Here is a 21,155-nt window from a genome sequence, read left to right on the forward strand (position 1 = left end):
CCATGGTCTATGACGAAGCGCTCGACAAGTTCGAGCCGGTGCTCGGCCTGGAGACGCACGTCGAGCTGGGCACCAGGTCGAAGATGTTCTGCGGCTGCAAGACGACGTTCGGCGCTCCGCCCAACACGCAGGTCTGCCCCACCTGCCTGGCGCTGCCCGGCGCGCTGCCGACGGCCAACACCATGGCCATCGAGTCGACGATCCGCATCGGCCTGGCACTGAACTGCTCGATCGCCGAGTGGTGCCGCTTCGCCCGGAAAAACTACTTTTATCCGGACATGCCGAAGAACTACCAGATCTCGCAGTACGACGAGCCGCTCTGCTTCGACGGCTACGTCGACGTCGAGGTCGACGGCAAGACCGTGCGGATCGAGATCGAGCGCGTGCACCTGGAGGAGGACACCGGCAAGTCCACCCACGTGGGCGGCGCCACCGGCCGCATCCACGGGGCCGACTACTCGATCGTCGACTACAACCGGGCCGGCATCCCGCTCGTCGAGATCGTGACCAAGCCCATCCCGGGCACCGACCGGCTCGCGCCGGAGGTGGCCAGGGCCTACGTCACCGAGCTGCGCGAGATCATGCGCTCGCTCGGCGTCTCCGACGTGCGCATGGAGGAGGGCTCGCTGCGCTGCGACGTCAACGTCTCCCTCATGCCGCGTGGCGCGTCCGAGTGGGGCACCCGCACCGAGACCAAGAACGTCAACTCGCTGCGCAGCGTCGAGCGGGCCGTCCGCAGCGAGATCGAGCGGCAGGCGGGCGTCCTCACCGACGGTGGGAAGATCGTCCAGGAGACCCGCCACTTCCACGAGGACACCGGCACCACCACGTCCGGCAGGTCCAAGGAGGAGGCGCAGGACTACCGCTACTTCCCCGAGCCCGACCTGGTGCCGATCGCGCCCGACCCGGCCTGGGTGGCCGAGCTGAAGGCGGCGCTGCCGGAGCTGCCGTCGGTCAGGCGCAAGCGGCTGCAGGCCGAGTGGGGGCTGTCCGACCTCGACATGCAGGCCATGCACAACGCCGACGCGATCGAGCTGGTCGAGGCCACGGTCGCGGCGGGGGCTCCGCCCGCCGACGCGCGCAAGTGGTGGATGGGCGAGCTGGCGCGGCGCTCCAACGAGACCGCCACCCCGCTGGCCGACCTGCCCATCACGCCGGTCGACATCGCCCGCGTGACCGAGCTGGTCGCCTCGGGCGCGCTCAACGACAAGCTGGCGCGCGAGGTGCTCGAAGGCGTGCTGGCCGGCGAGGGCACGCCCGACGAGGTGGTCGAGAAGCGCGGGCTGCGGATCGTCAACGACGAGGGAGAGCTGTCCGCGATCATCGACCAGGTGCTGGCCGACAACGCCGACGCGGCCGACAAGGTGCGATCCGGCAAGATCGCCGCGGCCGGTGCGCTGGTGGGCGGCGTGATGCGGGCCAGCAAGGGCAAGGCCGACGCGGCCCGCGCCCGGCAGTTGATCCTGGAGAAGCTCGGCGTCTCCGAATAACCGGGCCTCTCACGGCCACCGGGGCCCCGCCGCTCCAACGGCGGGGCCCGGCGCGTGGTCGTGGTGGACGACGTGTTCAGGGGTGACCGGGATGGCCCGGCCCGGTCACCGGTGCGTGGCCTACTCACTCGTTGCGGGATGGCGGGGCCGTCTCGACGTGGCGCCGGGCCAGCGCCTTCCTCAGCAGTGGCGTGAGCAGGGCGAGGAGCGCCAGCACCAGCAGCACGACCGCGATCGGGCTGCCCACCAGCACGCTCGCGTCCCCCGCGCCGATGGCCAGTGCCCTGCGGAGCTGGATCTCCGCCATCGGGCCCAGGATCATGCCGATCACCGCGGGGGCGACCGGCAGGCCGAAGCGCCGCATGGCGTAGCCGAGCAGGCCGAGCACATAGAGCACGAACAGGTCCACCACGGTGCCGTTGACGGCGTAGACCCCGAGCGCGGCGAAGAGGATGATCCCGGCGTACAGGTACGGGCGGGGGATCCGCAACACGCGCGCCCACAACGGCGCCATGGGCAGGTTGAGCACCAGCAACATCGCGTTGCCGATGAACAGCGAGGCGATCATGCCCCACACCAGCGCGGGGTTGTGGTCGAACAGTTGCGGGCCGGGCTGGAGCCCGTACTGCTGGAAGGCGGCCAGCAGGATCGCGGCCGTGGCCGACGTCGGCAGGCCCAGCGTGAGCAGCGGGACCAGGGTGCCGGCGGCGGAGGCGTTGTTGGCCGCCTCGGGGCCGGCGACGCCCTCGATCGCGCCCTTGCCGTACTCCTCGCGGGCCACGCCGCGCGCCAGGCGCTTCTCGGCCGCGTACGACAGGAAGGTGGGGATCTCCGCGCCGCCGCCGGGCAGCGCGCCGAACGGGAAGCCCAGTGCGGTGCCGCGCAGCCAGGGCAGCCAGGAGCGTCCCCAGTCGGAGCGGCCCATCCACGCCCGGCCCACGGGCACCACCTCGGGCATGGCGTGGCGCAGCCGCGAGGCCACGTAGAGGGACTCGCCGAGCGCGAACAGCCCGACCGCCACGATCACCACGTCGATGCCGTCGAGCAACTGCGGGATTCCCAGCGTGAGCCGGGCCTGGCCGGTCTGCTGGTCGATGCCGATCAGCCCGATCACCAGGCCGAGCCCCAGGGAGGCCAGGCCGCGTACGACCGAACGGGACAACACGGATGAGACGGCGGTGAACGCGAGGACGGCCAGCGCGAAGTAGTCCTCGGGGCCGAACGAAATCGCGAAGCTCACCACGGCGGGCGCCGCCACGACCAGCAGCGCGGTCGCGATCGTCCCGGCCACGAACGAGCCGATGGCCGCCGTGGCCAGCGCCTGGGCGGCCCGGCCCCGCCTGGCCATCTTGTTGCCCTCCAGCGCCGTGATCATGGAGGCGGACTCGCCCGGCGTGTTGAGCAGGATGGAGGTGGTGGAGCCGCCGTACATGCCGCCGTAGTAGATGCCGGCGAACATGATGAACGCGCTGGCCGGCGGCACCGTGAACGTGATCGGCAGCAGCAGCGCCACGGTCATCGCGGGCCCGATGCCGGGCAGCACGCCGACGAGCGTGCCGAGCGTGACGCCGATGAGCGCGTACATGAGGTTGACCGGGGTGAGCGCGGCGGCGAAGCCGTCGAGGAGGAGCTGCAACGACTCCACCTAGATCACCCCCGTCAGCGGCCCGCCGGGCAGCGACACGCCGAGCCCTTTGACGAACAGCAGGTACGTGGTGATCGCCACGACCACCGCGATCACGGCGGCGCGCGTCCTGTGCTCGGCGCCGAGCACCACGGCGAGGCCGAAGAAGAGCAGGCTCGCCCCGATGATCCAGCCGAGCACGTTCAGCAGCGCGCTGAACGCCAGGAAGATCCCGCTGACCAGTCCGACGCTGCGCCAGTCGGCGGGCGCGTCGACGTCGACGTCCTCGCTCTCCTCGGGGTCGCCCCGCCCGCCGCGTACGACGTCGGCCACGTAGAACAGGCCGATGAGCACCATGGCGCCGCCCACCAGCATGGGGAAGAAGCGCGGCCCGAGGCCGAGCTGGGAGGCCGCGGCGGAGACGTCGAGCGTCCCGACCACGACGAGCACGCCCAGCACCAGCACGACGAGCGCCAGCCCGAGCTCGGGCCGCCACCAGCGGGCCATCAGGAGACGAGCCCCATTTCGGCGATGATCGCCTTGACCCTGGTCTGCTCGGCGGCCAGGTAGTCGGCGAACTGCTGTCCCGTCTGGAAGGAGTCGATCCAGCCGTTCTTGGCCACCGCGTCCTTCCACGGCTGCGCGTCGTGCATCTTGGTGACCAGGTCGGTCAGCGCCTTCTTGTCGGCGTCGGAGAGCCCGGCAGGGGCGACGAAGCCGCGCCAGTTGGCCAGCTCGACGTCGAGTCCGGCCTCCTTCAGCGTGGGAGCGTCGAGGTTCGGCAGCCGCTCGCCCGAGGTGACGCCCAGCGCGCGCAGCTTGCCCGACTTCACGTGCTCGGCGAACTCGGCCACGCCCGAGATGCCCGCGCTCACCTTGTTGCCGAGCAGCTCGTTGAGCGCCTCGCCGCCGCCCGAGTGGGCGATGTAGTTGACCTGCTTGGGGTCGATGCCCGCGGCCTTGGCCATCAGACCGGCCACGATGTGGTCGGTGCCGCCCGCGGAGCCGCCGGAGATGGACACCTTCGACGGGTCGGCCTTCCAAGCCGCCACCATGTCGTCCAGCGTCTTGTACGGCGACGCGGCCGGCACGACGACGATCTCGTATTCCTCGGTCAGCTTGGCGATGGGCGTGGTCTCCGCCAGCGTGACCTTCGACTTGTTCTGCTCGATGGCGCCCACCATGACCAGGCCCATGGTCATCAGCAGGTTGCCGTTGCCCTTTTCGCCGGCGAGCTGGGCCAGGCCGATCGTGCCTCCGGCGCCGGGCACGTTGTACACCTCGACCTTGCGCTGCGGGTCGGCCGCTTTGATGGCCTGCTCGGCGATGCGGGAGGTCTGGTCCCAGCCGCCCCCCGGCGCGGCCGGGGCCATGATCCGCAACGGCGAGCTCGCGGAGGTGCCGGTCGTCTCGCCACAGCCGGTCAGGGCGCCAAGGGAGAGTGCCGCGAGGGCGGCGAATACGCGCAAGCGCATGATCACTCCAAGAAGGGTTTTCACGGTGACGAAACCCGGATCGTGATGCCCCTACCTTCCGGAGTCGACCCTTTGCGCGGTTGCCGTCATAGTGGTCGTATTGGTCGCGGGTTCCTGCGGCACCCCCGCGACCTGGCCGTGACCTCGATTTGTTTCCATGTGCCCGTGAGACGGGTTCGTGAGGCCTCACTCGGGACCCAGCTGTTCGCGCTTCAGATGGTGATCGTGCTGCTCGCCGTGGGGGGCACCGGTGGCGTGTGGGCCGAGCACACGCGTGATCAGCTGGCCTCGCTCCACCAGCAACGGGCACTGGCGATCGCGCAGTCGGTGGCCGCGCTTCCGCAGGTCCGGGAGGCGTTCAAGCTGAGCGAACCGGAGACGGTGCTGCAGCCGCTGGCCATGAGCGTCCAGCAGGAGACCGGCGCCGACTACGTCGTCATCGCCAACACCGACCAGAAACGTTACGCCCACCCCAACGCCTCGCTGATCGGCAGGCAGCTGTCCACCGACGGCAGCACGGTGCTCAGGACGGGCCGGAGCTGGGTCGGCAAGGAGACGGGCACGATCGGCACTACGGTCAGGGGCAAGACGCCCATCCGCGACGAATATGGCGACATCATCGGCCTGGTCTCGGTCGGCGTGCTGGAGACCACGGTCATCAGCCAGGTCGTCGACGCGCTCCCGCCGCTGATCTGGACGGCGCTCGCCGTTCTGCTGGCCGGTCTCGCGCTGGCCGCGCTGATCACCGCGCGGGTGCGCCGGCAGACGTTCGGGCTGGAGCCGCGCGAGATCGCCGCCCTGCTGGAGCAGCGCGAGGGGGTGCTGCACGGCGTCAAGGAGGGCGTGCTGGCGCTCGACCTCGGCGGGCGCGTCACCCTGGTCAACGACGCCGCCCGCGAGCTGCTGGGCGACGTGGGCGCCGACCTGACCGGGATGCCGGTCTCCGAGCGCATGCGCGACGTTCTCGGGGGCGCCGACCCCGGCGAGGACCGCGTCGTGCTGCACGGCGACCGGGTGCTGGTGCTCAACCGCACCCCGGTGTCCGTGCGCGGCCACCACCGCGGCTGGGTGGTGACCCTGCGCGACCGCACCGAACTCATCCACCTGGCCCGCGAGCTCGACGACGCCAGCAGCGCGACCGAGGCGCTGCGGGCGCAGGCACACGAGTTCGCCAACCGCATGCACACCGTCGTCGGGCTGCTGGAGCTGGGTGAGCACGAGGCCGCGATCGGCTTCATCACCCGCACCACCGGCGGCTCGTACGCGGCCGGGTTGCGCGAGCGGGTCCAGGACCCGACCCTGGCCGCGCTGCTGCTGGCCAAGTCCGCGGAGGCGGCCGAGCGGGGCGCCACGCTCGTGTTGTCGGACGACTCCACCGTGCCGGTCGGCCTGCTCGGCGACCCGCAGGACGCGGTGCTGGTGGTGGGCAACCTGGTCGCGAACGCCATCGACGCGCTCGACGGCGCCGAGGGCACGATCGAGGTGTCGGTCCGGGCCGATCACGACGGGCTGCGGGTGCGCGTCGGCGACTCGGGCCCCGGCATCGCTCCCGGCCTGGTGGAGGAGGTCTTCAGGGAGGGCTTCACGACCAAGGCCGCCCAGTCGGGGCCGCGCGGTCTCGGCCTGGCCCTGACCCGGCAGGCGTGCCTGCGCAGAGGAGGCTGGGTACGGGTGACGAACGCGGACGGCGCCGTCTTCACGGCTCTCCTTCCGGCGAGGGAGCGGGCGGGGGCGGGCTCGTGAACGCCATCAGGGTGCTCGTCGTCGACGACGACTTCATGGTCGCGCGGATCCACAGCGGCTACGTGTCCCGCCTGCCGGGGTTCAGCGTCGTCTCCGTCGCCCACAACGGGGCCGGCGCGCTGGCCGCGGCGGCGGAGCTGCGGCCCGACCTCGTGCTGCTCGACATCTACCTGCCCGACATGTCGGGGCTCGAGGTGCTCAAGGCGCTCAACGACGTGGACGTCATCATGATCAGCGCGGCCCGCGACGTGCCGACGGTCAAGGAGGCCATGCGCGGCGGCGCGGTCAACTATCTGATCAAGCCGTTCACCGCCACCGCGCTGACCGAGCGGCTCCAGCAGTACGCCGACACCCGCAGGCGCATCACCGCCATCGGCCCCGAGGCCCGCCAGGACGACGTCGACCGGCTCTTCGGCACGCCCATGACCGCGGCTCCCATGCCGAAAGGTCTGTCGCCGGCCACGTGCGCGCTGGTCGCCGACAGCCTGCGGCAGGCGGGCCGCGACCTGTCGGCAACCGAGGCCGCCCAGCTCACGGGCCTGTCACGGGTGAGCGCCCGCCGCTATCTCGAACACCTCTGCGCGGCAGGGCAGGCCGAACTCCGGCCGCGTTACGGCACGGCCGGTCGTCCGGAACATCGCTACCGGTGGCTAGGTTGACACACTTCCGTAGTCATTTCCCGTGACATATGCGGATCCGCGTGCCTTACTGTTGCCTGAGACTTGGCTGCGGACCGGGAGGAGATTGAGGCGTGCGAAACGCCGGACCGATCGAATCACCGACCGACCCGTTCGCCTCGGTGCCACTGCCCACGTCGAGCGTCTCCAAGAAGCCGCGGATCGAAGGCCTGCCCCCGGGGGTCTCCCGGGACATCTTCGGACCGCCGGAACGACAGGAGCCCCGGCAGGCCCAAGCCCCGAGCGCCGCGGGCGGTCCCTCGGGCGGTGCGCTGCCCCCAGCCCCGCCACCGGCGCAGCCGTGGCCGATGGCGGGCAAGGACTCGGGGTCCGCGTTCGGCCAGGAGAGCCCGCGCGAGCACCCGCCCTCCTTCGAGCCCGAGCCGCGCAAACGGCGCCTGCTGCCGGGCCTGCTCACGGTCGTCCTGCTGCTCGGCGTGCTGTCGTACGTCGTGCCCGCCGTGCTCATGTCCGGCAGCGTGCTGCGCGGCACCCGCGTGTCGGGGATCGACATCGGCGGACTGACCGTCACCCAGGCGGCCGACAAGCTGCGCACCGAGCTCGCCGCCCAGCTGAGCAAGCCGGTCGTGGCCGACATCGGCGGCAAGAAGGACACCATCCAGGCCGACGAGGCCGGCCTGGAGCTCGACGTGGTCGGCACGATCGGCCAGGCGCCCAGCGGCTTTCCCAGCCCGCAGGAGGTGTGGCGCGGCCTGACCGGCACCACCGAGCTCGAACCGCAGATCGACATCGACACCTCCCAGCTCACCAGGACCGTCGAGGGCCTGGCCGAGTCCGTGGACAAGCGCGCGCAGGAGGGCCGGGTGGCCTTCTCCGGGCTGACGCCGAAGGCGCGCCAGCCGCAGGACGGCGTGCTGCTCGACAGGGACGACGCCGTGAAGAGGATCGGCGACGCCTTCCTGCGGGGCGGCGGCTCCGTCGTGCTCACCCTGAGACCGTCCAAGCCCACCACCACCCCGGAAGCCGTCAGGGCGGCCCTGGCCAAGGCGAAGCGGGCCGTCGCCGCCCCCATCACGCTGACCCTCGACGGCAAGCAGGCGCAGGTCCCGCCCGCCGCGATCGCGGCCAACCTGTCCTTCGCCTCCGACGGCAGCGGCGGGCTCGCACCGCAGTTCGACGCCAAGGCGGTGCTCACCGAAGTGGAGAGCAGCCTGGTCTCCGCCGCCCAGCAGCCGCGCGACGCCACGTACGACATCGTGAACGGCAAGCCGGTCCTGGTGCCCGCCCGCACCGGCCATGGCGTGAACGACAAGCTCCTGGCCAGGGACGCCGAGAAGGTGTTCGCCGAGGGCGGGGACCGGACGATCCCCGTGCGGCTGGGCACCGTCGCCCCCACGGTCGCGACATCGGAGATCAACAAGCTCGGCATCAAGGAGACCCTCGCCACCTTCACCACGAACTTCGCCTGCTGCCAGCCGCGCGCGAAGAACATCCAGCGCATGGCTGAGGAGCTCGACGGCCACATCGTCAAGCCGGGCGAGACGTTCTCGCTCAACGATGTCGTGGGCGAGCGCACCCTCGAGGACGGATACGTCGAAGCGGCGGAGACCGTCGGCGGGCGCCTGGTCAACATCGTCGGGGGCGGAGTCTCGCAGTTCGCCACGACGATGTACAACGCGGCGTACTTCAGCGGGCTCGAAGACGTCGAGCACAAGCCGATGGACTACTACACCGACCAGTTCCCGGCCGGGCGTGACGCCGTGCTGACCTATCCGGAGTCGGACCTGAAGTGGCGCAACGACTCGGACAACGGCGTGCTGATCAAGACGACGTTCACGCAGACGTCGGTGACGGTGGCGCTCTGGGGCACCAAGCGGTACGACAAGATCGAGGCGATCGAGTCGGAACGGCGGGACTTCACCCAGTCACGGCGGGAGACCAGCAACGAACCCGGCTGCCTGGCGACGACGGGCGCCCAGGGGTTCACCATCGACGTCATGCGGGTGTTCCACAAGGACGGCCGGGTGGTCAAGAAGGACGACAAGCTGACCACCAGATACCGTGCCCAGCCCCAGATCACCTGCACCGCGCCCTGACGCCGAACGGCCCTGATCACGAGGTGGGGACCGACAGGACGCGGTCGTCGCCCTCCCGCGGCGACCCCCTGCCGTCCTTGTTGCTGGTGCCCACCCACACGGTGCCGTCAGGGGCGGTGGTGACCGCGCGGAGGCGGCCGTAGCGGTCGGCGAAGTGGGCGACCGGCCGGCCGGCGGCGCCGTCAGCGCCGAGCGGCACCTGCCACAGGCGCTCCCCGCGCAGGGCCCCCACCCACAACGACCCGCCGGCGTACGCCATGCCGGACGGCGAGGCCTCGTCCGTCGACCAGGTGAGGATCGGGTTCACGAACCGCTCGTCATCGCCCCGGCCCTCGACCTCGGGCCAGCCGTAGTTGGCGCCCGGCTCGATCAAATTGATCTCGTCGTAGGCGTTGGCGCCGAACTCGGAGGCGTACAGGCGGTCCGAGCCGTCCCACGCCAGGCCCTGGACGTTGCGGTGGCCGTAGCTGTAGACGAGCGTGCCGAACGGGTTGCCGGGGGCGGGCGCGCCGTCCACGGTCATGCGCAGGATCTTGCCCGCGAGGGAGTCGCGCTGCTGGGCGAGGTCGCGGTCGCCGGTCTCGCCGGTGGAGGCGTACAGGTGGCCGTCGGGGCCGAACGCCAGCCTGCCGCCGTTGTGGATGCCGCCCTTGGGGATGCCCTGGACGATCACCCGGCGGTCGCCGAGCGCGTCGCCGGTCAGCCGGTAACGGACGATCCGGTTGTCCTCGGCGGCGGTGTAGTAGAGGAAGACGTGCTGGTCCTTGACCGCGACCCCCATCAGACCGCCCTCGCCGTCCGGCGTCACGTCCTCGATCGTGCCCAGCTCGCTCACCTTGCCGTCCTCGGTGACCCGCAGCAGCCGGGCGGTGTCGCGCTCGGTGACCAGGGCGTCGCCGTCGGGCAGGAACGCGATCGCCCACGGCACGGCCAGCCCGGTCGCCACGTCCTCAGGGTCGCCGGCGGCCGGCCCTCTGGCCGTCACGGCGGCCGTCGGGAGCACATCGCCGCCGGCGCTGGAGCAGCCGGCGAGCCCGCTCAGGAGCACGGTCAGCGGCACGGCCAGCGACAGGAGCGCGCGGTGTTTCCTCATGGGCTTCCTCATGTGTTCCATACTTCCCCCGGAGTCGTAAGGTTCTCCGCATGAAGACCTGGGTTCCGTCCGATTCGGCGGCTGATGCTCTTTCCGACCTGTCCGGGGTGGAATGCGCCGTGTACAACAGCACGACCTCGATGCCGGAGGGCGTCGATGAGGTGGAGGTCTGGATCCCGCCGCTGGTCACCGTGCCCGACGTGCGCGGGACGATGGCGCGGATGAGCTCGTTGCGGCTCGTGCAGACCGTGACCGCGGGGGTGGAGCCGTACCGCCCGCACATCCCCGAAGGCGTGACGTTGTGCAACGCGCGCGGCGTGCACGACGCTGGGACCGCGGAGTGGGCGGTCGGGGCGATGGTGGCGGTGGTGCGCGAATTTCCCGGGTTCGTGGACGCGCAGCGCAGGGGAGAGTGGACCTACCACCACACCGGCGTCCTCGCCGACTCCACCGTGTTGATCGTCGGCTACGGCTCCATCGGTGCGGCGCTGGAGCGGCGGCTCGCCGGGTTCGAGGTCGAGGTCGTACGCGTGGCCAGGACCGCCCGCGACGGTGTGCACGGTATGGCCGACCTGCCCGCGCTGCTGCCGGCGGCGGACGTCGTGGTGCTCCTCGTGCCCGCCACGCCCGACACGGCCGGCATGGTGGACGCCGCGTTCCTGGCCCGCATGAAGGACGGCGCCGTGCTCGTCAACGCCGCCCGGGGCGGGATCGTCGACACCGACGCCCTGATCGCCGAACTGAAGACCGGCAGGTTGCGCGCCGCGCTGGACGTGACGGCACCGGAGCCGTTGCCGGAGGGCCATCCCCTCTGGAACGCGCCGGGCGTGTTGATCACCCCGCACGTCGCGGGCAGCACCCCCGCGTCCGAGCGGCGCGTGCTCCGCCTCATCCGGGCCCAGGTGGAGCGTTATCTCGCAGGTGAGCAGCTGATCAACGTCATAACCGACACGTACTGAGAGGATTCCCGAACGTGGCTGGTCCGTGACCTTCGGTGCGTAGCGTTACGTTTGCAGGGAGTTCCTGACTCACTGTCAAGGCGCTATTGGCAGCAATTGGTCCGTGTGGTTATCAGATCGGTGACGACATCGGCGTTGTCACCACCCGCGCACCCACAACCGCACACACTGGCGAAGTGGTCCGCCGGGCTTCGGCGGTCATGGAGGCAGAGACGAGACGGGATGGGCAACGACTGTGATCCGCTGGCGTGATCCACGGGTGCCGCTGACCGCGGCGGCGACGGTCGGCGCGGTGGCATTCGCCGCCGCGCTCCTCGCGGGCGGTCAGCCCTTGCTCACCGGCGCGGTCGCGGGAGGGCTCGCGGCGCTGGCCGCCGCCACCGCCCTGCTGATCGCCTCGGTGAAGTCGGCCGCGCATCGCCCCATGGCGATGGGCGCGCGCTGGATGGGCGGCGGCGCCGTCATCTGGGCCGCCGGTGTGGCGCTGCGTCCCTTCGCCGAAAGCTTCGTGGTCAGTTTCGCCGACATGTTCGTGCTGCTCGGCGCCGGTGTCACGGCCGGTGGCGCGCTGATCGCCGCCGACCGCAAGTTCCCGGCCAGAGCCGTGTTACGGCAGGTCACCGATGCCTATCTGTGCGCCGCCTCGCTCTTCCTGATCGGCTGGGTGGTGGCGCTGCGCCACGTCTACGCCAACGCGGCCGACCCCGCCGCCTTCACGTTCGTGATGTTGCCGCCGATGATCGCGCTGCTGGTCACGTTCGCCGTCATCCCGTCCGTGCTCACCAGCAAGGCCACCTCATGGCTGCTCGGGCTGGCCGGCGTCGGCGTGCTCGCCACCATGACCGTGGCGGGCCTGGCGGTCGCGGTGGCGCGGCTCGACGGCGGCGACGCGCCGCTCTGGAGCGTCATGCTCGCGCCGGTCGCGTTCCTGCTCCTGGCCGCCGTCCCGTGGGGTCCGCCCGGCAGGCAGGCGGGCGGGCCCGCCGTGGCCGGCGTGATCGGCGTGGTGCCGCTGGCGCTGGTCGCGATCGCGGCCTGCACACTGCTCGCGCACCTGGCGGGAGGGTCGAAAGGGCCGGCGGTCACCGGCGTCGTGGTGGTCGCGGTCTCCGTCGTGCTGCTCCTGCTCGTGCGCCTGTTCGTGGTGTCGGCGACCAACCTGCGCCTGCGCGGCCTGGTCAAGCTCGGCGAGCGGCAGCTCAGGGAGCTGGCGGAGAGCACCGGCGACGTGGTGTTCCTGTGCGACTACGAGGGCGTGGTGCGCGAGATCGGCGCCGGGGTCGAGGCCACCTACGGCTACCGCCCCGACCAGCTGGTGGGCGGGTCGATCTTCGACTACATCCACCCGGAAGACGTGCCCGGCATCCAGGTCGCGATGCGGGCCATGCACCTCGACGAGGAGGGCGCCTCGCCGGGCGCCTGCCTGATCGCGTGCCGGGTGCGGGCCGCCGACGGCACCTGGCGCCCCACCGAGTCGGTGGCCACCCGCCACGTCCGCGGCGACGAGCTGATGCTGGTGACCACCAGAGACGTCAGCGACGAGGAGGCCCTGCGCAACCAGGTCGCCCACCTCACCTTCCACGACGGCATCACCGGGCTGCCCAACCGCGCCTACTTCGAAGAGCGCACCCGTGAGGTGCTCTCCGGCCGCACGCCGGGCACCGGAGGAGCCAACACCGCGGTCATCTTCCTCGACCTCGACGGGTTCACCTCGGTCAACGACTCCGTCGGACACGCCAGCGGCGACTACCTCCTCGGCCAGGCGGCCAGGCGGTTGCGCGGCGCCGTCCGGGCCGACGACACGCTGGCCAGGTGGGGCGGAGACGAGTTCGCGGTGCTGGTGGAGACGGGCGGTGAGGCGCAGCTCGCGGTCGACCTGGCCGAGCGGCTCGTCCGCGCGGTCTCGCAGGAGCCGTTCCGCGTCGCCGACCGCGATGTGGCCCTGACCGCCAGCGTGGGCGTGGCCTTCACCGAGGACGACATGCCCGCGGGCGACCTCATCCGCAACGCCGACGTCGCCATGGCACGCGCCAAGGAGCTCGGCGGGCGGCGGGTCGAGGTGTTCGCCGCGCAGATGCACGCCGACGTCGTGCGCCGCCTGGAGCTGGCCGCCGATCTGCAGCGGGCCCTGATCGACCAGCAGTTCGCGATCGAATACCAGCCGGTGGTCGACCTCGCCACGTCGCGGGTGACCGCGGTGGAGGCGCTGGTGCGGTGGTGGCGAGGGTCGGTGTTCGTGCCGCCCGAGCAGTTCCTCGGCCCGGCCGAGGACACCGGGCTGATCGTGCCGCTGGGCGAGTGGATCCTGCGCGAGGCGTGCCGCGAGGTGGCCGCCTGGCGGGCCGAGTCCTGGGACATCGGCCTGTCGCTCAACCTGTCGGCCCGCCAGATCACCGCGCCCAAGTTCGTCGAGACCGTGGAGGAGGCGCTGGCCGAGAGCGGGCTGCCCGCCTCCGCGCTCACCCTCGAAGTGATCGAGGAGATGCTGGTCGAAGACGCCGAGGAGACCATCAGGCGGCTGTCCGAGCTGCGCGCGCTCGGCGTGCGCCTGGCCATCGACGACTTCGGCACCGGCTACGCGTCGCTGGCGTTCCTGCGGCAGCTCCCGGTCGACATGATCAAGATCGACCCGTCGTTCGTGTCGGGCCTCGGCAAGGACGACACGCTGACGCTGCTCACGCGCACCATCGTGCGGCTCGGCCACGACCTGGGGCTCATCGTGGTGGCCGAGGGCATCGAGCGTCCCGAGCAGTTGGAGCTGCTCAAGCAGATGGGCTGCACGCGGGGGCAGGGCTTCCTGGTGGCCAGGCCCATGGCGGCCCGCGGGGTCGACTCCCTGATGCGGACGAGTCTCACCGTTTGAGACATGTGTCCACCAAGTTGACACTGGGGCGTTCGGAGCGGCTATCGTGTAAGCCATGCTTCGCAGTGAGATTCTCGTAGTACTTCGCCGGCGCGCAGGCCGATAGCGAAGCACGACGACCTGCGCGCCGCCCCAGGCCCACCTCCATGGTGGGACGGGGCCTTTTTTATGTCCTTAAGCGAGTAGCCACGCAAGGAACGAGCCGATGACCGAACGCATGACAGGTGCGCAGTCCCTGGTGAGGGCGCTGGAGCACATGGACGTCGACACAGTGTTCGGGATCCCTGGCGGCGCCATTCTGCCGGCCTACGATCCTCTCTACGACTCGACCAAGGTCCGGCACGTCCTCGTACGCCACGAGCAGGGCGCGGGCCACGCCGCCGAGGGCTACGCGCAGGCGACGGGCCGGGTCGGGGTGTGCATGGCGACCAGCGGCCCCGGCGCCACCAACCTGGTGACCCCGATCGCCGACGCATATATGGACTCGGTGCCGATCGTGGCGATCACCGGGCAGGTGGCGAGCGCGGCCATCGGCACCGACGCCTTCCAGGAAGCCGACATCTCCGGCATCACCATGCCGATCACGAAGCACAACTTCCTGATCACCGATCCCGCGGACATCCCGCGTACGATCATGGAGGCCTTCCACATCGCCTCCACCGGCCGCCCGGGTCCGGTGCTCGTCGACATCTCGAAGGACGCGCTGCAGGCGGAGACCACGTTCTCCTGGCCGCCGGTCATGCAACTGCCCGGCTACCGCCCCGTGACCAGGCCCCACTCCAAGCAGATCCGCGAGGCCGCCAAGCTGATCGCCGAGGCCAGGCGCCCGGTCCTGTACGTCGGCGGCGGCGTGCATAAGGCGGGCGCGTCGGCCGAGCTGCTGGAGCTGGCCGAGCTGACCGGCATCCCGGTCGTCACCACCCTGATGGCCAGGGGCACCTTCCCCGACAGCCACCCCCAGCACATGGGGATGCCGGGGATGCACGGCAGCGTCTCGGCCGTCGGCGCGCTGCAGCAGTCCGATCTGATCGTCGGCCTGGGCGTGCGCTTCGACGACCGGGTGACCGGCCAGCTGTCGTCGTTCGCGCCGCGCGCCAAGATCGTGCACGCCGACATCGACCCGGCGGAGATCTCGAAGAACCGCCACGCCGACGTCCCGATCGTGGGCGACTGCAAGGAGGTCATCACCGACCTCGTCAGCACGATCCGGGCCTCGGGCGAGCACGGCGACTACACCGACTGGTGGACGGCGCTCAACGGCTACAAAGCGACCTACCCGCTGGGCTACGACACGTGGGAGGACGGCTCGCTGGCGCCTCAATACGTGATGGAGCGGCTGGGCGCCATCGCCGGCCCCGAGGCCTACTACGTGGCAGGCGTGGGGCAGCACCAGATGTGGGCCTCGCAGTTCATCGGCTACGAGAAGCCCGGCACGTTCATCAACTCCGGCGGCCTGGGCACCATGGGCTTCGCCGTGCCGGCCGCGATGGGCGCGAAGATGGGCCGCCCCGACGCCACGGTGTGGGCCATCGACGGCGACGGCTGCTTCCAGATGACCAACCAGGAGCTCGCCACCTGCGCCATCGAGGGCGTGCCGGTCAAGATCGCCGTCATCAACAACGGTAACCTCGGCATGGTCCGCCAGTGGCAGACGCTCTTCTACGACGAGCGTTACTCCAACACCAACCTGCAGACGACGCGCCGCATCCCGGATTTCGTCAAGCTGGCCGAGGCCTATGGTTGTGTGGGTCTGCGTTGCGAGCGTCCAGAAGACGTCGACGCGACGATCGAGAAGGCCATGGAGATCAACGACGTTCCTGTCGTGATCGACTTCGTCGTCCACCAGGACGCCATGGTCTGGCCCATGGTCGCGGCGGGCACCAGCAACGACGACATCAAGATCGCCCGTGACATGGCGCCGAAGTGGGAGAACGAGGATGACTAGACACACGCTCTCCGTGCTTGTCGAGAACAAGCCGGGCGTGCTCGCGCGGGTGTCGGCGCTGTTCAGCCGCCGGGGCTTCAACATCGACTCGCTGGCGGTCGGCCCGACCGAGCACGACGACATCTCGCGGATGACGATCGTGGTCAGCGTCGAGGAGCTGCCTCTCGAGCAGGTCACCAAGCAGCTCAACAAGCTGGTGAACGTGCTCAAGATCGTCGAGCTCGACACGTCGCAGTCCGTGCAGCGCGAGCTGATGCTGATCAAGGTGAAGGCCGACGCCGACAGCCGCTCCCACGTGCTGGAGCTCGTCCAGCTCTTCCGGGCCCGCTGCATCGACGTGGCGGCCGACGCCGTGACCATCGAGGTCACCGGCACCACCGACAAGCTCGAGGCGTTCGTGAAGGTCCTCGAGCCGTTCGGTATCAAAGAACTCGTACAGTCGGGCATGGTGGCCATCGGCCGCGGCGCCCGTTCCATCACCGACCGGTCCCTCAGGGCACTGGACCGTACCGCCTGAAAGGTTTTGAGCAAGTGACCGAGATCTACTACGACGACCAGGCCGACCTGTCGATCATCCAGGGGCGCCACGTGGCCGTGCTGGGGTACGGCAGCCAGGGCCACGCCCACGCGCTCTCCCTGCGTGACTCCGGCGTCGACGTGCGCGTCGGCCTGCCGGAGGGCTCCAAGAGCCGCGAGAAGGCGGAGAACGACGGCCTTCGCGTCGTCACGCCGTCCGAGGCGGTCGAAGAGGCCAACCTCACCATGATCCTGGCTCCCGACCACATCCAGCGCCAGCTCTACTCCGACCACGTGGCGCCCAACCTCGTCGAGGGCGACGCGCTGTTCTTCGGGCACGGCCTGAACATCCGCTACGGCCTCATCGAGGCCCCCGAGGGCGTCGACGTGTGCATGGTCGCGCCCAAGGGTCCTGGCCACCTCGTGCGCCGCCAGTTCGAGGCGGGCCGCGGCGTGCCGGTCCTCGTGGCCGTGGAGAAGGACGCCTCGGGCAAGGCGCTCGACCTGGCGCTGTCGTACGCGAAGGGCATCGGCGGCACGCGCGCCGGCGCGCTGCGCACGACGTTCAAGGAGGAGACGGAGACCGACCTGTTCGGCGAGCAGGTCGTGTTGTGCGGCGGCGTTTCCGAGCTGATCAAGGCGGGCTTCGAGACGCTCATCGAGGCCGGCTACCAGCCCGAGGTCGCCTACTTCGAGTGCCTGCACGAGATGAAGCTGATCGTCGACCTCATGTACGAAGGCGGCCTGTCGAAGATGTACTGGTCGGTGTCCGACACCGCCGAGTACGGCGGCTACACCCGCGGTCCGCGCGTCATCGGCGAGGAGTCCCGCCAGGCGATGCGCCAGATTCTCGCCGAGGTCCAGGACGGCACCTTCACCCGGCAGCTCGTCGAGGAGTTCGACGGCGGCCAGAAGGAGTTCCAGCGCAAGCGCGAGGAGCTGGCCGACAACCCGATCGAGAAGACCGGCGCGAAGCTCCGCCCGATGATGAGCTGGCTGAAGGCCTGAGATCCCACCGGGGCCGGCGGGCGGGTGCAGGCCCGCCCGCCGGCCCTCGGCGCACCGTGAGCACCGTCCTGGGCGGTGCGGCTACGAAGCGCACCCGCCGCGAGCCGAACACGGCCGAGGCGAGCACAACCGCAACCGCATCCTCGAAGCCGCGCGCGAGGCGTTCGCCGCCCGCGGTGTCGACGTGCCGGCTTCGACCGGTCGGATCTGACGCTGCTGCTCATGGCCAACGGCGGCCTGGCGACCGGATCCCCGGAGGCCGGGCTGGCCGCGTCCCGGCGGCATGTCGCGTACCTGCTGCAGGCCCTCCGGGCCGACCGGCCCGACCCCGCCGATCCGCTGCCGCCACCCGCCCCGGTCGGCCTGTACCCGATGTGCTGACCGCCGCGGCGTGAAAGAAGATTTCACCCGCAGCGCGCAGAAATACCACCTTTTCCCCGCCAATATTGCGAATCGTTCGTCATCCGCCTGTCGGCGCGTGCTTGCCCCGCGCGGCACCTTCGTGCACGGCTGCGGCTCGGGCGGCCCTGGAAAATCCCCCGGTAGGCACTCCGGAGATCACGATGTGACGTCCGGGTCGCCGGCCGAGGGGTCCCTCCGCGCGTGGCTGTGATAATAATACCGGTATAGTTATCGAGCGAGGAGGCGCCGTGATCGAGCTCAAGTCGGCCGGAGAGATAGCCGCGATGCGGGAGGCGGGCAAGGTCGTCGCCGCCGTCCAGGCGGCGGTGCGGGAGCGGGCCGGCATCGGGGTGACGCTGAAGCAGCTCGACGAGGTGGCCAGGACCGTCATCGAGGAGGCCCGCGCGGGGGCGTCGTTCCTCGGCTATCACCCGTCGTTCGGCGCGACGCCCTATCCCGGCGTGATCTGCACCTCGGTCAACGGGGTGATGCTGCACGGCCTGCCGACAGCGTACAAACTGCGGGACGGCGACCTGATCAGCGTCGACTGCGGCGCGTACATCGACGGCTGGCACGCCGACGGCACCGTCAGCTTCACCGTCGGCCACGCCCGCGAGGAAGACCTCAAACTGATCAAGGTCGCCGAGGAGACGCTGGCCGCGGGCATCGAGGCGGCCCTGCCCGGCGGCAGGATGGGCGACATCGGGCACGCCATGTCCACGGTCGGGCGCGGCGCCGGCTACGGCATGCAGAACGACTTCGGCGGCCATGGCATCGGGCGGGCCATGCACGAGTCGCCGTTCGTGCCCAACGAGGCGCGCAGGGGCCGCGGCCTGCGGCTGCGGCCCGGCCTGGTCATCGCGATCGAGCCGAGCCTGATGGCCGGCGGCGGCGACGGCTACTACGTGGCCGACGACGGGTGGTCGTTGTGCTCGGCCGACGGCAGCAGGAGCGTGCACGTCGAGCACACGGTCGCCATCACCGGCGACGGCCCGGTCGTCCTCACCGTCCCGTAGGCTCCCGCATCCCGAACAGGAACCTCGTCACCCTCGTCCTGCGCACCAGCACGTCGTAGACGGCCACCGTCAGCACCAGCGACAACACCACGATCACCGCGTACTCGACCGGGATCGGCGCCTGCCAGCCGGCGACGAAGAAGGCCACGGCCACGACGATCGGCTGGTGCAGGATGTAGAGCGGCAGCACGGCGGACGCCAGGTAGGCCGAGAGCCGGTTCGGCGGCCGGGCGGGTGCCGCGGCGGGGCGCGGGCGGTCGAGGAAGCCTAGGATGGCGACCAGCCAGCACCATCCGGCCAGCCCGTACAACGTGCGCATCGCGATCGGGAGCGGGGTGAGGTCCGTGAACGCGTCGGCGCCGGGGGCGTCGCCCGCGATGATGAAGCCCGGCACCCCCACCAGCATCAGCACGGCGCCCGCGACGGCCGCGATCCGCCGGTTGCGCCGCATCGCCGCGCGGAAGGCGGGATCGGTCACGAGCAGGAAGCCGTACAGGAAGAACACCAGGTACGCCCAGCGGTCCCAGCCGCCGAACGCCTCCTCGAGACCGGCGACCGCGCAGATCGCCGCGATCGGCAGGCCGGGCAGCAGGATCGCGCCACGCGGCCGGCAGAGCGCGACCAGGCGTTCGCGCGAGCGCAGCGCCCAGCCACGCGGCACCCACCGCACCAGCGGCGCGAGCACGAGCGAGAAGGTCAGCAGCAGCACCACGAACCACAGGTGCCCGGTCTCGAAGTACGGCCCCTCCACGACGAACGGGAAGTCACCCGGATCCGGTCGCACGGCGAAGAACTTCGGCAGGAACTCCAGATAGGACTCGTGATAGCCGGGATCGGCCCGCAGCCGCAACCACTGAGGCACCGGCAACATCGTGACCAGGGCGAACAGCAGCGGCACGCCCAGCCGCGCTAATCGTTCCACGGCGAATCCGCCGGGCCCCCGGCGGCGCAGCGAGAGCCACGCTCCCAGCCCGGCGATGAGGAAGAGCAGCGGCATCGCCCAGATCACGCAGAGCGCCGCGATGACGAACGTGATGTCGGTCGTCTCGGCGTTCTTGACGTAGAAGTCGTCGCGCGAGTCGAACACCAGCGACGCGTGGAAGAACACCAGCCCGACGACCACGAGAGCGCGCATGGCGTCGAGTTCGGTGCGCCGTTCGCCGGTCGCGGTCCTGGACGATCCGGTGCCTGCGGTCATGATTGCCTCCCGTGACAGGCACCAGTCTGGGGCCACGGGAGGGGCGCGCGCCATGGTCGCGGAACGGTCATGTGATCTTCACCCGCTCCTCCCGGGAGCACACCTGACGGTCAAGCCGGACGTTCATCGGCACGGCTATGCCAGGCGCTGCTTTCGCGCAGGTCAAGACAGAAACGCCGGAGTTTGTCGAAGGGAGGGGCAGGGCAGATCTCACCCCGGTAGCTACGGAGAGTAGTCAATAGGTACCAGAGGAGATAACATGTACAAATCAGGCCTCATCCTGGCCGGGCTCGTCGGGGGGCTGCTCATGTCCGGCGGCGCCGCGTCCGCTGCGACGTTCAACAACGACGGCCGCGACGGCGACGTGAGGATCATCCTCGTCTGTGGTGACGGAAACGTCGCGCAGAAGGTCGACAACCACCAGAGCGCCAACGGCCTGCTCGGTATCGCCGTCGGCGACTCGCTGAACCACATCCTCAGCCACGAGCACAGGGAGTGCAACATCGGCTGAAGTCGCTTTGCCGGCCGATGAACACCAGGGGTCCGCCCGATGGGTGGACCCCTGCGTCGTGCCCGGCCGCGGGTGCGCAACCGGGGGCCCGTCCTGCGGGATGGGCCCCTTCGCCGTGCCCGGCCTCGAATGGCAAGGCCGTCCCCGCTAAGCACACATGATCGTCAAGCGAAACGATCCCCGGCACGGCTTTGCCAGGTGCTGCTTTCGCGCAGGTCAAGAACAAGATCGGGGAGTTTGTCGACGAGTGGGGCAGGGCAAACACCTCCCGGTAGCTACAGAGAGTAGTCATTACGTACCAAAGGGGATACGACATGTACAAATCGGGGCTCATCCTGGCCGGGCTCGTCGGAGGGCTGCTCATGTCCGGCGGCTCCGCGCTCGCGGCGACGTACGACGACCACGACCACCGCGGCAAGGACGTGAGGATCATCCTCGTGTGTGGTGACGGCACCATCGGCAAGGAGGTCGACAACCACCAGAGCGCCCACGGCTTCCTGGCCGGCATCGGCCTCGACAACGTCCTGAACCACGTGCTCAGCCACGAGCACAGGGAGTGCAACATCGGCTAGGTCATA

18 protein-coding genes are annotated in these 21,155 nt (G+C 70.3%); 13 read left to right on the forward strand and 5 right to left on the reverse strand.

The annotated features are described in order from the left end of the window. Positions 1-2: 2 nt before the first annotated feature. Positions 3-1,490 (forward strand): Asp-tRNA(Asn)/Glu-tRNA(Gln) amidotransferase subunit GatB, encoded by a 1,488-nt coding sequence (gatB, locus tag ABGB01_RS19155; protein ID WP_347774984.1) that lies wholly within the window; start codon positions 3-5, stop codon positions 1,488-1,490. A 124-nt stretch (positions 1,491-1,614) separates the two neighbouring features. Here the strand turns inward: gatB and ABGB01_RS19160 are convergent, their stop codons facing one another. From ABGB01_RS19160 to ABGB01_RS19170, 3 genes are read right to left on the reverse strand one after another with little or no spacing between them, the layout of a single operon-like run. Continuing rightward, the gene (locus ABGB01_RS19160) at positions 1,615-3,135 is read right to left on the reverse strand and encodes a tripartite tricarboxylate transporter permease (RefSeq protein WP_347774828.1); all 1,521 of its coding nucleotides are present in this window, start codon (positions 3,133-3,135) and stop codon (positions 1,615-1,617) included. Continuing rightward, entirely contained in the window at positions 3,136-3,621 is a 486-nt protein-coding gene (locus ABGB01_RS19165) for a tripartite tricarboxylate transporter TctB family protein (RefSeq protein WP_347774829.1), read from the reverse strand. Continuing rightward, positions 3,621-4,589: a tripartite tricarboxylate transporter substrate binding protein gene (locus ABGB01_RS19170; protein ID WP_347774830.1), complete on the reverse strand. Its 969-nt coding sequence runs from the start codon at positions 4,587-4,589 to the stop codon at positions 3,621-3,623. Before ABGB01_RS19170 ends, ABGB01_RS19165 begins: the two co-directional genes overlap by 1 nt. A gap of 165 nt (positions 4,590-4,754) precedes the next feature. Between ABGB01_RS19170 and ABGB01_RS19175 the strand changes: the two genes are divergently transcribed. The 3 genes from ABGB01_RS19175 (at position 4,755) to ABGB01_RS19185 (ending at position 9,066) form a co-directional block, all read left to right on the forward strand. Next, on the forward strand, positions 4,755-6,332 hold the full coding sequence (locus ABGB01_RS19175; protein WP_347774831.1) for a sensor histidine kinase: 1,578 nt from the start codon (positions 4,755-4,757) through the stop codon (positions 6,330-6,332). Further along, positions 6,329-6,991, forward strand: coding sequence for a response regulator (locus ABGB01_RS19180; protein WP_347774833.1), 663 nt, complete (start codon positions 6,329-6,331; stop codon positions 6,989-6,991). The genes ABGB01_RS19175 and ABGB01_RS19180 overlap by 4 nt, the downstream gene beginning before the upstream one ends. 92 nt (positions 6,992-7,083) lie before the next feature. Next, the gene (locus ABGB01_RS19185) at positions 7,084-9,066 is read left to right on the forward strand and encodes a VanW family protein (protein ID WP_347774835.1); all 1,983 of its coding nucleotides are present in this window, start codon (positions 7,084-7,086) and stop codon (positions 9,064-9,066) included. A gap of 16 nt (positions 9,067-9,082) precedes the next feature. Here the strand turns inward: ABGB01_RS19185 and ABGB01_RS19190 are convergent, their stop codons facing one another. After that, complete coding sequence (locus ABGB01_RS19190) at positions 9,083-10,171, reverse strand: PQQ-dependent sugar dehydrogenase (RefSeq protein WP_347774836.1); 1,089 nt, start codon at positions 10,169-10,171, stop codon at positions 9,083-9,085. Between the two features lie 38 nt (positions 10,172-10,209). On the opposite strand from ABGB01_RS19190, the gene ABGB01_RS19195 reads away from it, so the two are divergent. The 7 genes from ABGB01_RS19195 (at position 10,210) to map (ending at position 18,868) form a co-directional block, all read left to right on the forward strand. Next, a complete protein-coding gene (locus ABGB01_RS19195) occupies positions 10,210-11,118 on the forward strand; it encodes a 2-hydroxyacid dehydrogenase (protein WP_347774838.1) in 909 nt (302 codons plus the stop codon). Between the two features lie 235 nt (positions 11,119-11,353). Continuing rightward, positions 11,354-13,981, forward strand: a complete 2,628-nt coding sequence (locus tag ABGB01_RS19200; protein WP_347774840.1) for an EAL domain-containing protein — start codon at positions 11,354-11,356, stop codon at positions 13,979-13,981. A 205-nt stretch (positions 13,982-14,186) separates the two neighbouring features. Continuing rightward, positions 14,187-15,926 (forward strand): acetolactate synthase large subunit, encoded by a 1,740-nt coding sequence (locus ABGB01_RS19205; protein WP_347774842.1) that lies wholly within the window; start codon positions 14,187-14,189, stop codon positions 15,924-15,926. Continuing rightward, complete coding sequence (gene ilvN / locus ABGB01_RS19210) at positions 15,919-16,443, forward strand: acetolactate synthase small subunit (protein ID WP_132595400.1); 525 nt, start codon at positions 15,919-15,921, stop codon at positions 16,441-16,443. The genes ABGB01_RS19205 and ilvN overlap by 8 nt, the downstream gene beginning before the upstream one ends. Before the next feature lie 23 nt (positions 16,444-16,466). Then, complete coding sequence (gene ilvC / locus ABGB01_RS19215; protein ID WP_347774986.1) at positions 16,467-17,450, forward strand: ketol-acid reductoisomerase; 984 nt, start codon at positions 16,467-16,469, stop codon at positions 17,448-17,450. Positions 17,451-17,672: 222 nt separating this feature from the next. Beyond that, entirely contained in the window at positions 17,673-17,831 is a 159-nt protein-coding gene (locus ABGB01_RS19220) for a hypothetical protein (RefSeq protein WP_347774844.1), read from the forward strand. 269 nt (positions 17,832-18,100) lie between these two features. After that, complete coding sequence (gene map / locus ABGB01_RS19225; RefSeq protein ID WP_347774846.1) at positions 18,101-18,868, forward strand: type I methionyl aminopeptidase; 768 nt, start codon at positions 18,101-18,103, stop codon at positions 18,866-18,868. Here map and ABGB01_RS19230 read toward each other — a convergent pair. Continuing rightward, positions 18,855-20,066 carry an acyltransferase family protein gene (locus tag ABGB01_RS19230; RefSeq protein WP_347774848.1) on the reverse strand — a complete coding sequence of 404 codons (1,212 nt, stop codon included), beginning with the start codon at positions 20,064-20,066 and terminating at the stop codon, positions 18,855-18,857. The two genes, map and ABGB01_RS19230, sit on opposite strands and share 14 nt — an antisense overlap. Positions 20,067-20,325: 259 nt before the next feature. On the opposite strand from ABGB01_RS19230, the gene ABGB01_RS19235 reads away from it, so the two are divergent. Next, on the forward strand, positions 20,326-20,577 hold the full coding sequence (locus ABGB01_RS19235) for a hypothetical protein (protein ID WP_347774850.1): 252 nt from the start codon (positions 20,326-20,328) through the stop codon (positions 20,575-20,577). A gap of 314 nt (positions 20,578-20,891) precedes the next feature. Next, positions 20,892-21,149: a hypothetical protein gene (locus tag ABGB01_RS19240; protein ID WP_347774851.1), complete on the forward strand. Its 258-nt coding sequence runs from the start codon at positions 20,892-20,894 to the stop codon at positions 21,147-21,149. The last annotated feature ends 6 nt before the right edge of the window (positions 21,150-21,155 follow it).

The organism is Nonomuraea sp. B5E05 (assembly GCF_039880665.1).
Taxonomy (GTDB): Bacteria; Actinomycetota; Actinomycetes; order Streptosporangiales; family Streptosporangiaceae; genus Nonomuraea.

Excerpts from the sequence above, each read along its gene's own strand:
- gatB (WP_347774984.1), top strand. The coding sequence starts at position 3 with ATGGTCTATGACGAAGCGCTCGACAAGTTCGAGCCGGTGCTCGGCCTG.
- ABGB01_RS19165 (WP_347774829.1), bottom strand. The coding sequence starts at position 3,621 with ATGGCCCGCTGGTGGCGGCCCGAGCTCGGGCTGGCGCTCGTCGTGCTG.
- ABGB01_RS19170 (WP_347774830.1), bottom strand. The coding sequence starts at position 4,589 with ATGCGCTTGCGCGTATTCGCCGCCCTCGCGGCACTCTCCCTTGGCGCC.
- ABGB01_RS19190 (WP_347774836.1), bottom strand. The coding sequence starts at position 10,171 with ATGAGGAAGCCCATGAGGAAACACCGCGCGCTCCTGTCGCTGGCCGTG.
- ABGB01_RS19195 (WP_347774838.1), top strand. The coding sequence starts at position 10,210 with ATGAAGACCTGGGTTCCGTCCGATTCGGCGGCTGATGCTCTTTCCGAC.
- ABGB01_RS19205 (WP_347774842.1), top strand. The coding sequence starts at position 14,187 with ATGACCGAACGCATGACAGGTGCGCAGTCCCTGGTGAGGGCGCTGGAG.
- ilvN (WP_132595400.1), top strand. The coding sequence starts at position 15,919 with ATGACTAGACACACGCTCTCCGTGCTTGTCGAGAACAAGCCGGGCGTG.
- ABGB01_RS19220 (WP_347774844.1), top strand. The coding sequence starts at position 17,673 with ATGGCCAACGGCGGCCTGGCGACCGGATCCCCGGAGGCCGGGCTGGCC.
- ABGB01_RS19230 (WP_347774848.1), bottom strand. The coding sequence starts at position 20,066 with ATGACCGCAGGCACCGGATCGTCCAGGACCGCGACCGGCGAACGGCGC.
- ABGB01_RS19235 (WP_347774850.1), top strand. The coding sequence starts at position 20,326 with ATGTACAAATCAGGCCTCATCCTGGCCGGGCTCGTCGGGGGGCTGCTC.
- ABGB01_RS19240 (WP_347774851.1), top strand. The coding sequence starts at position 20,892 with ATGTACAAATCGGGGCTCATCCTGGCCGGGCTCGTCGGAGGGCTGCTC.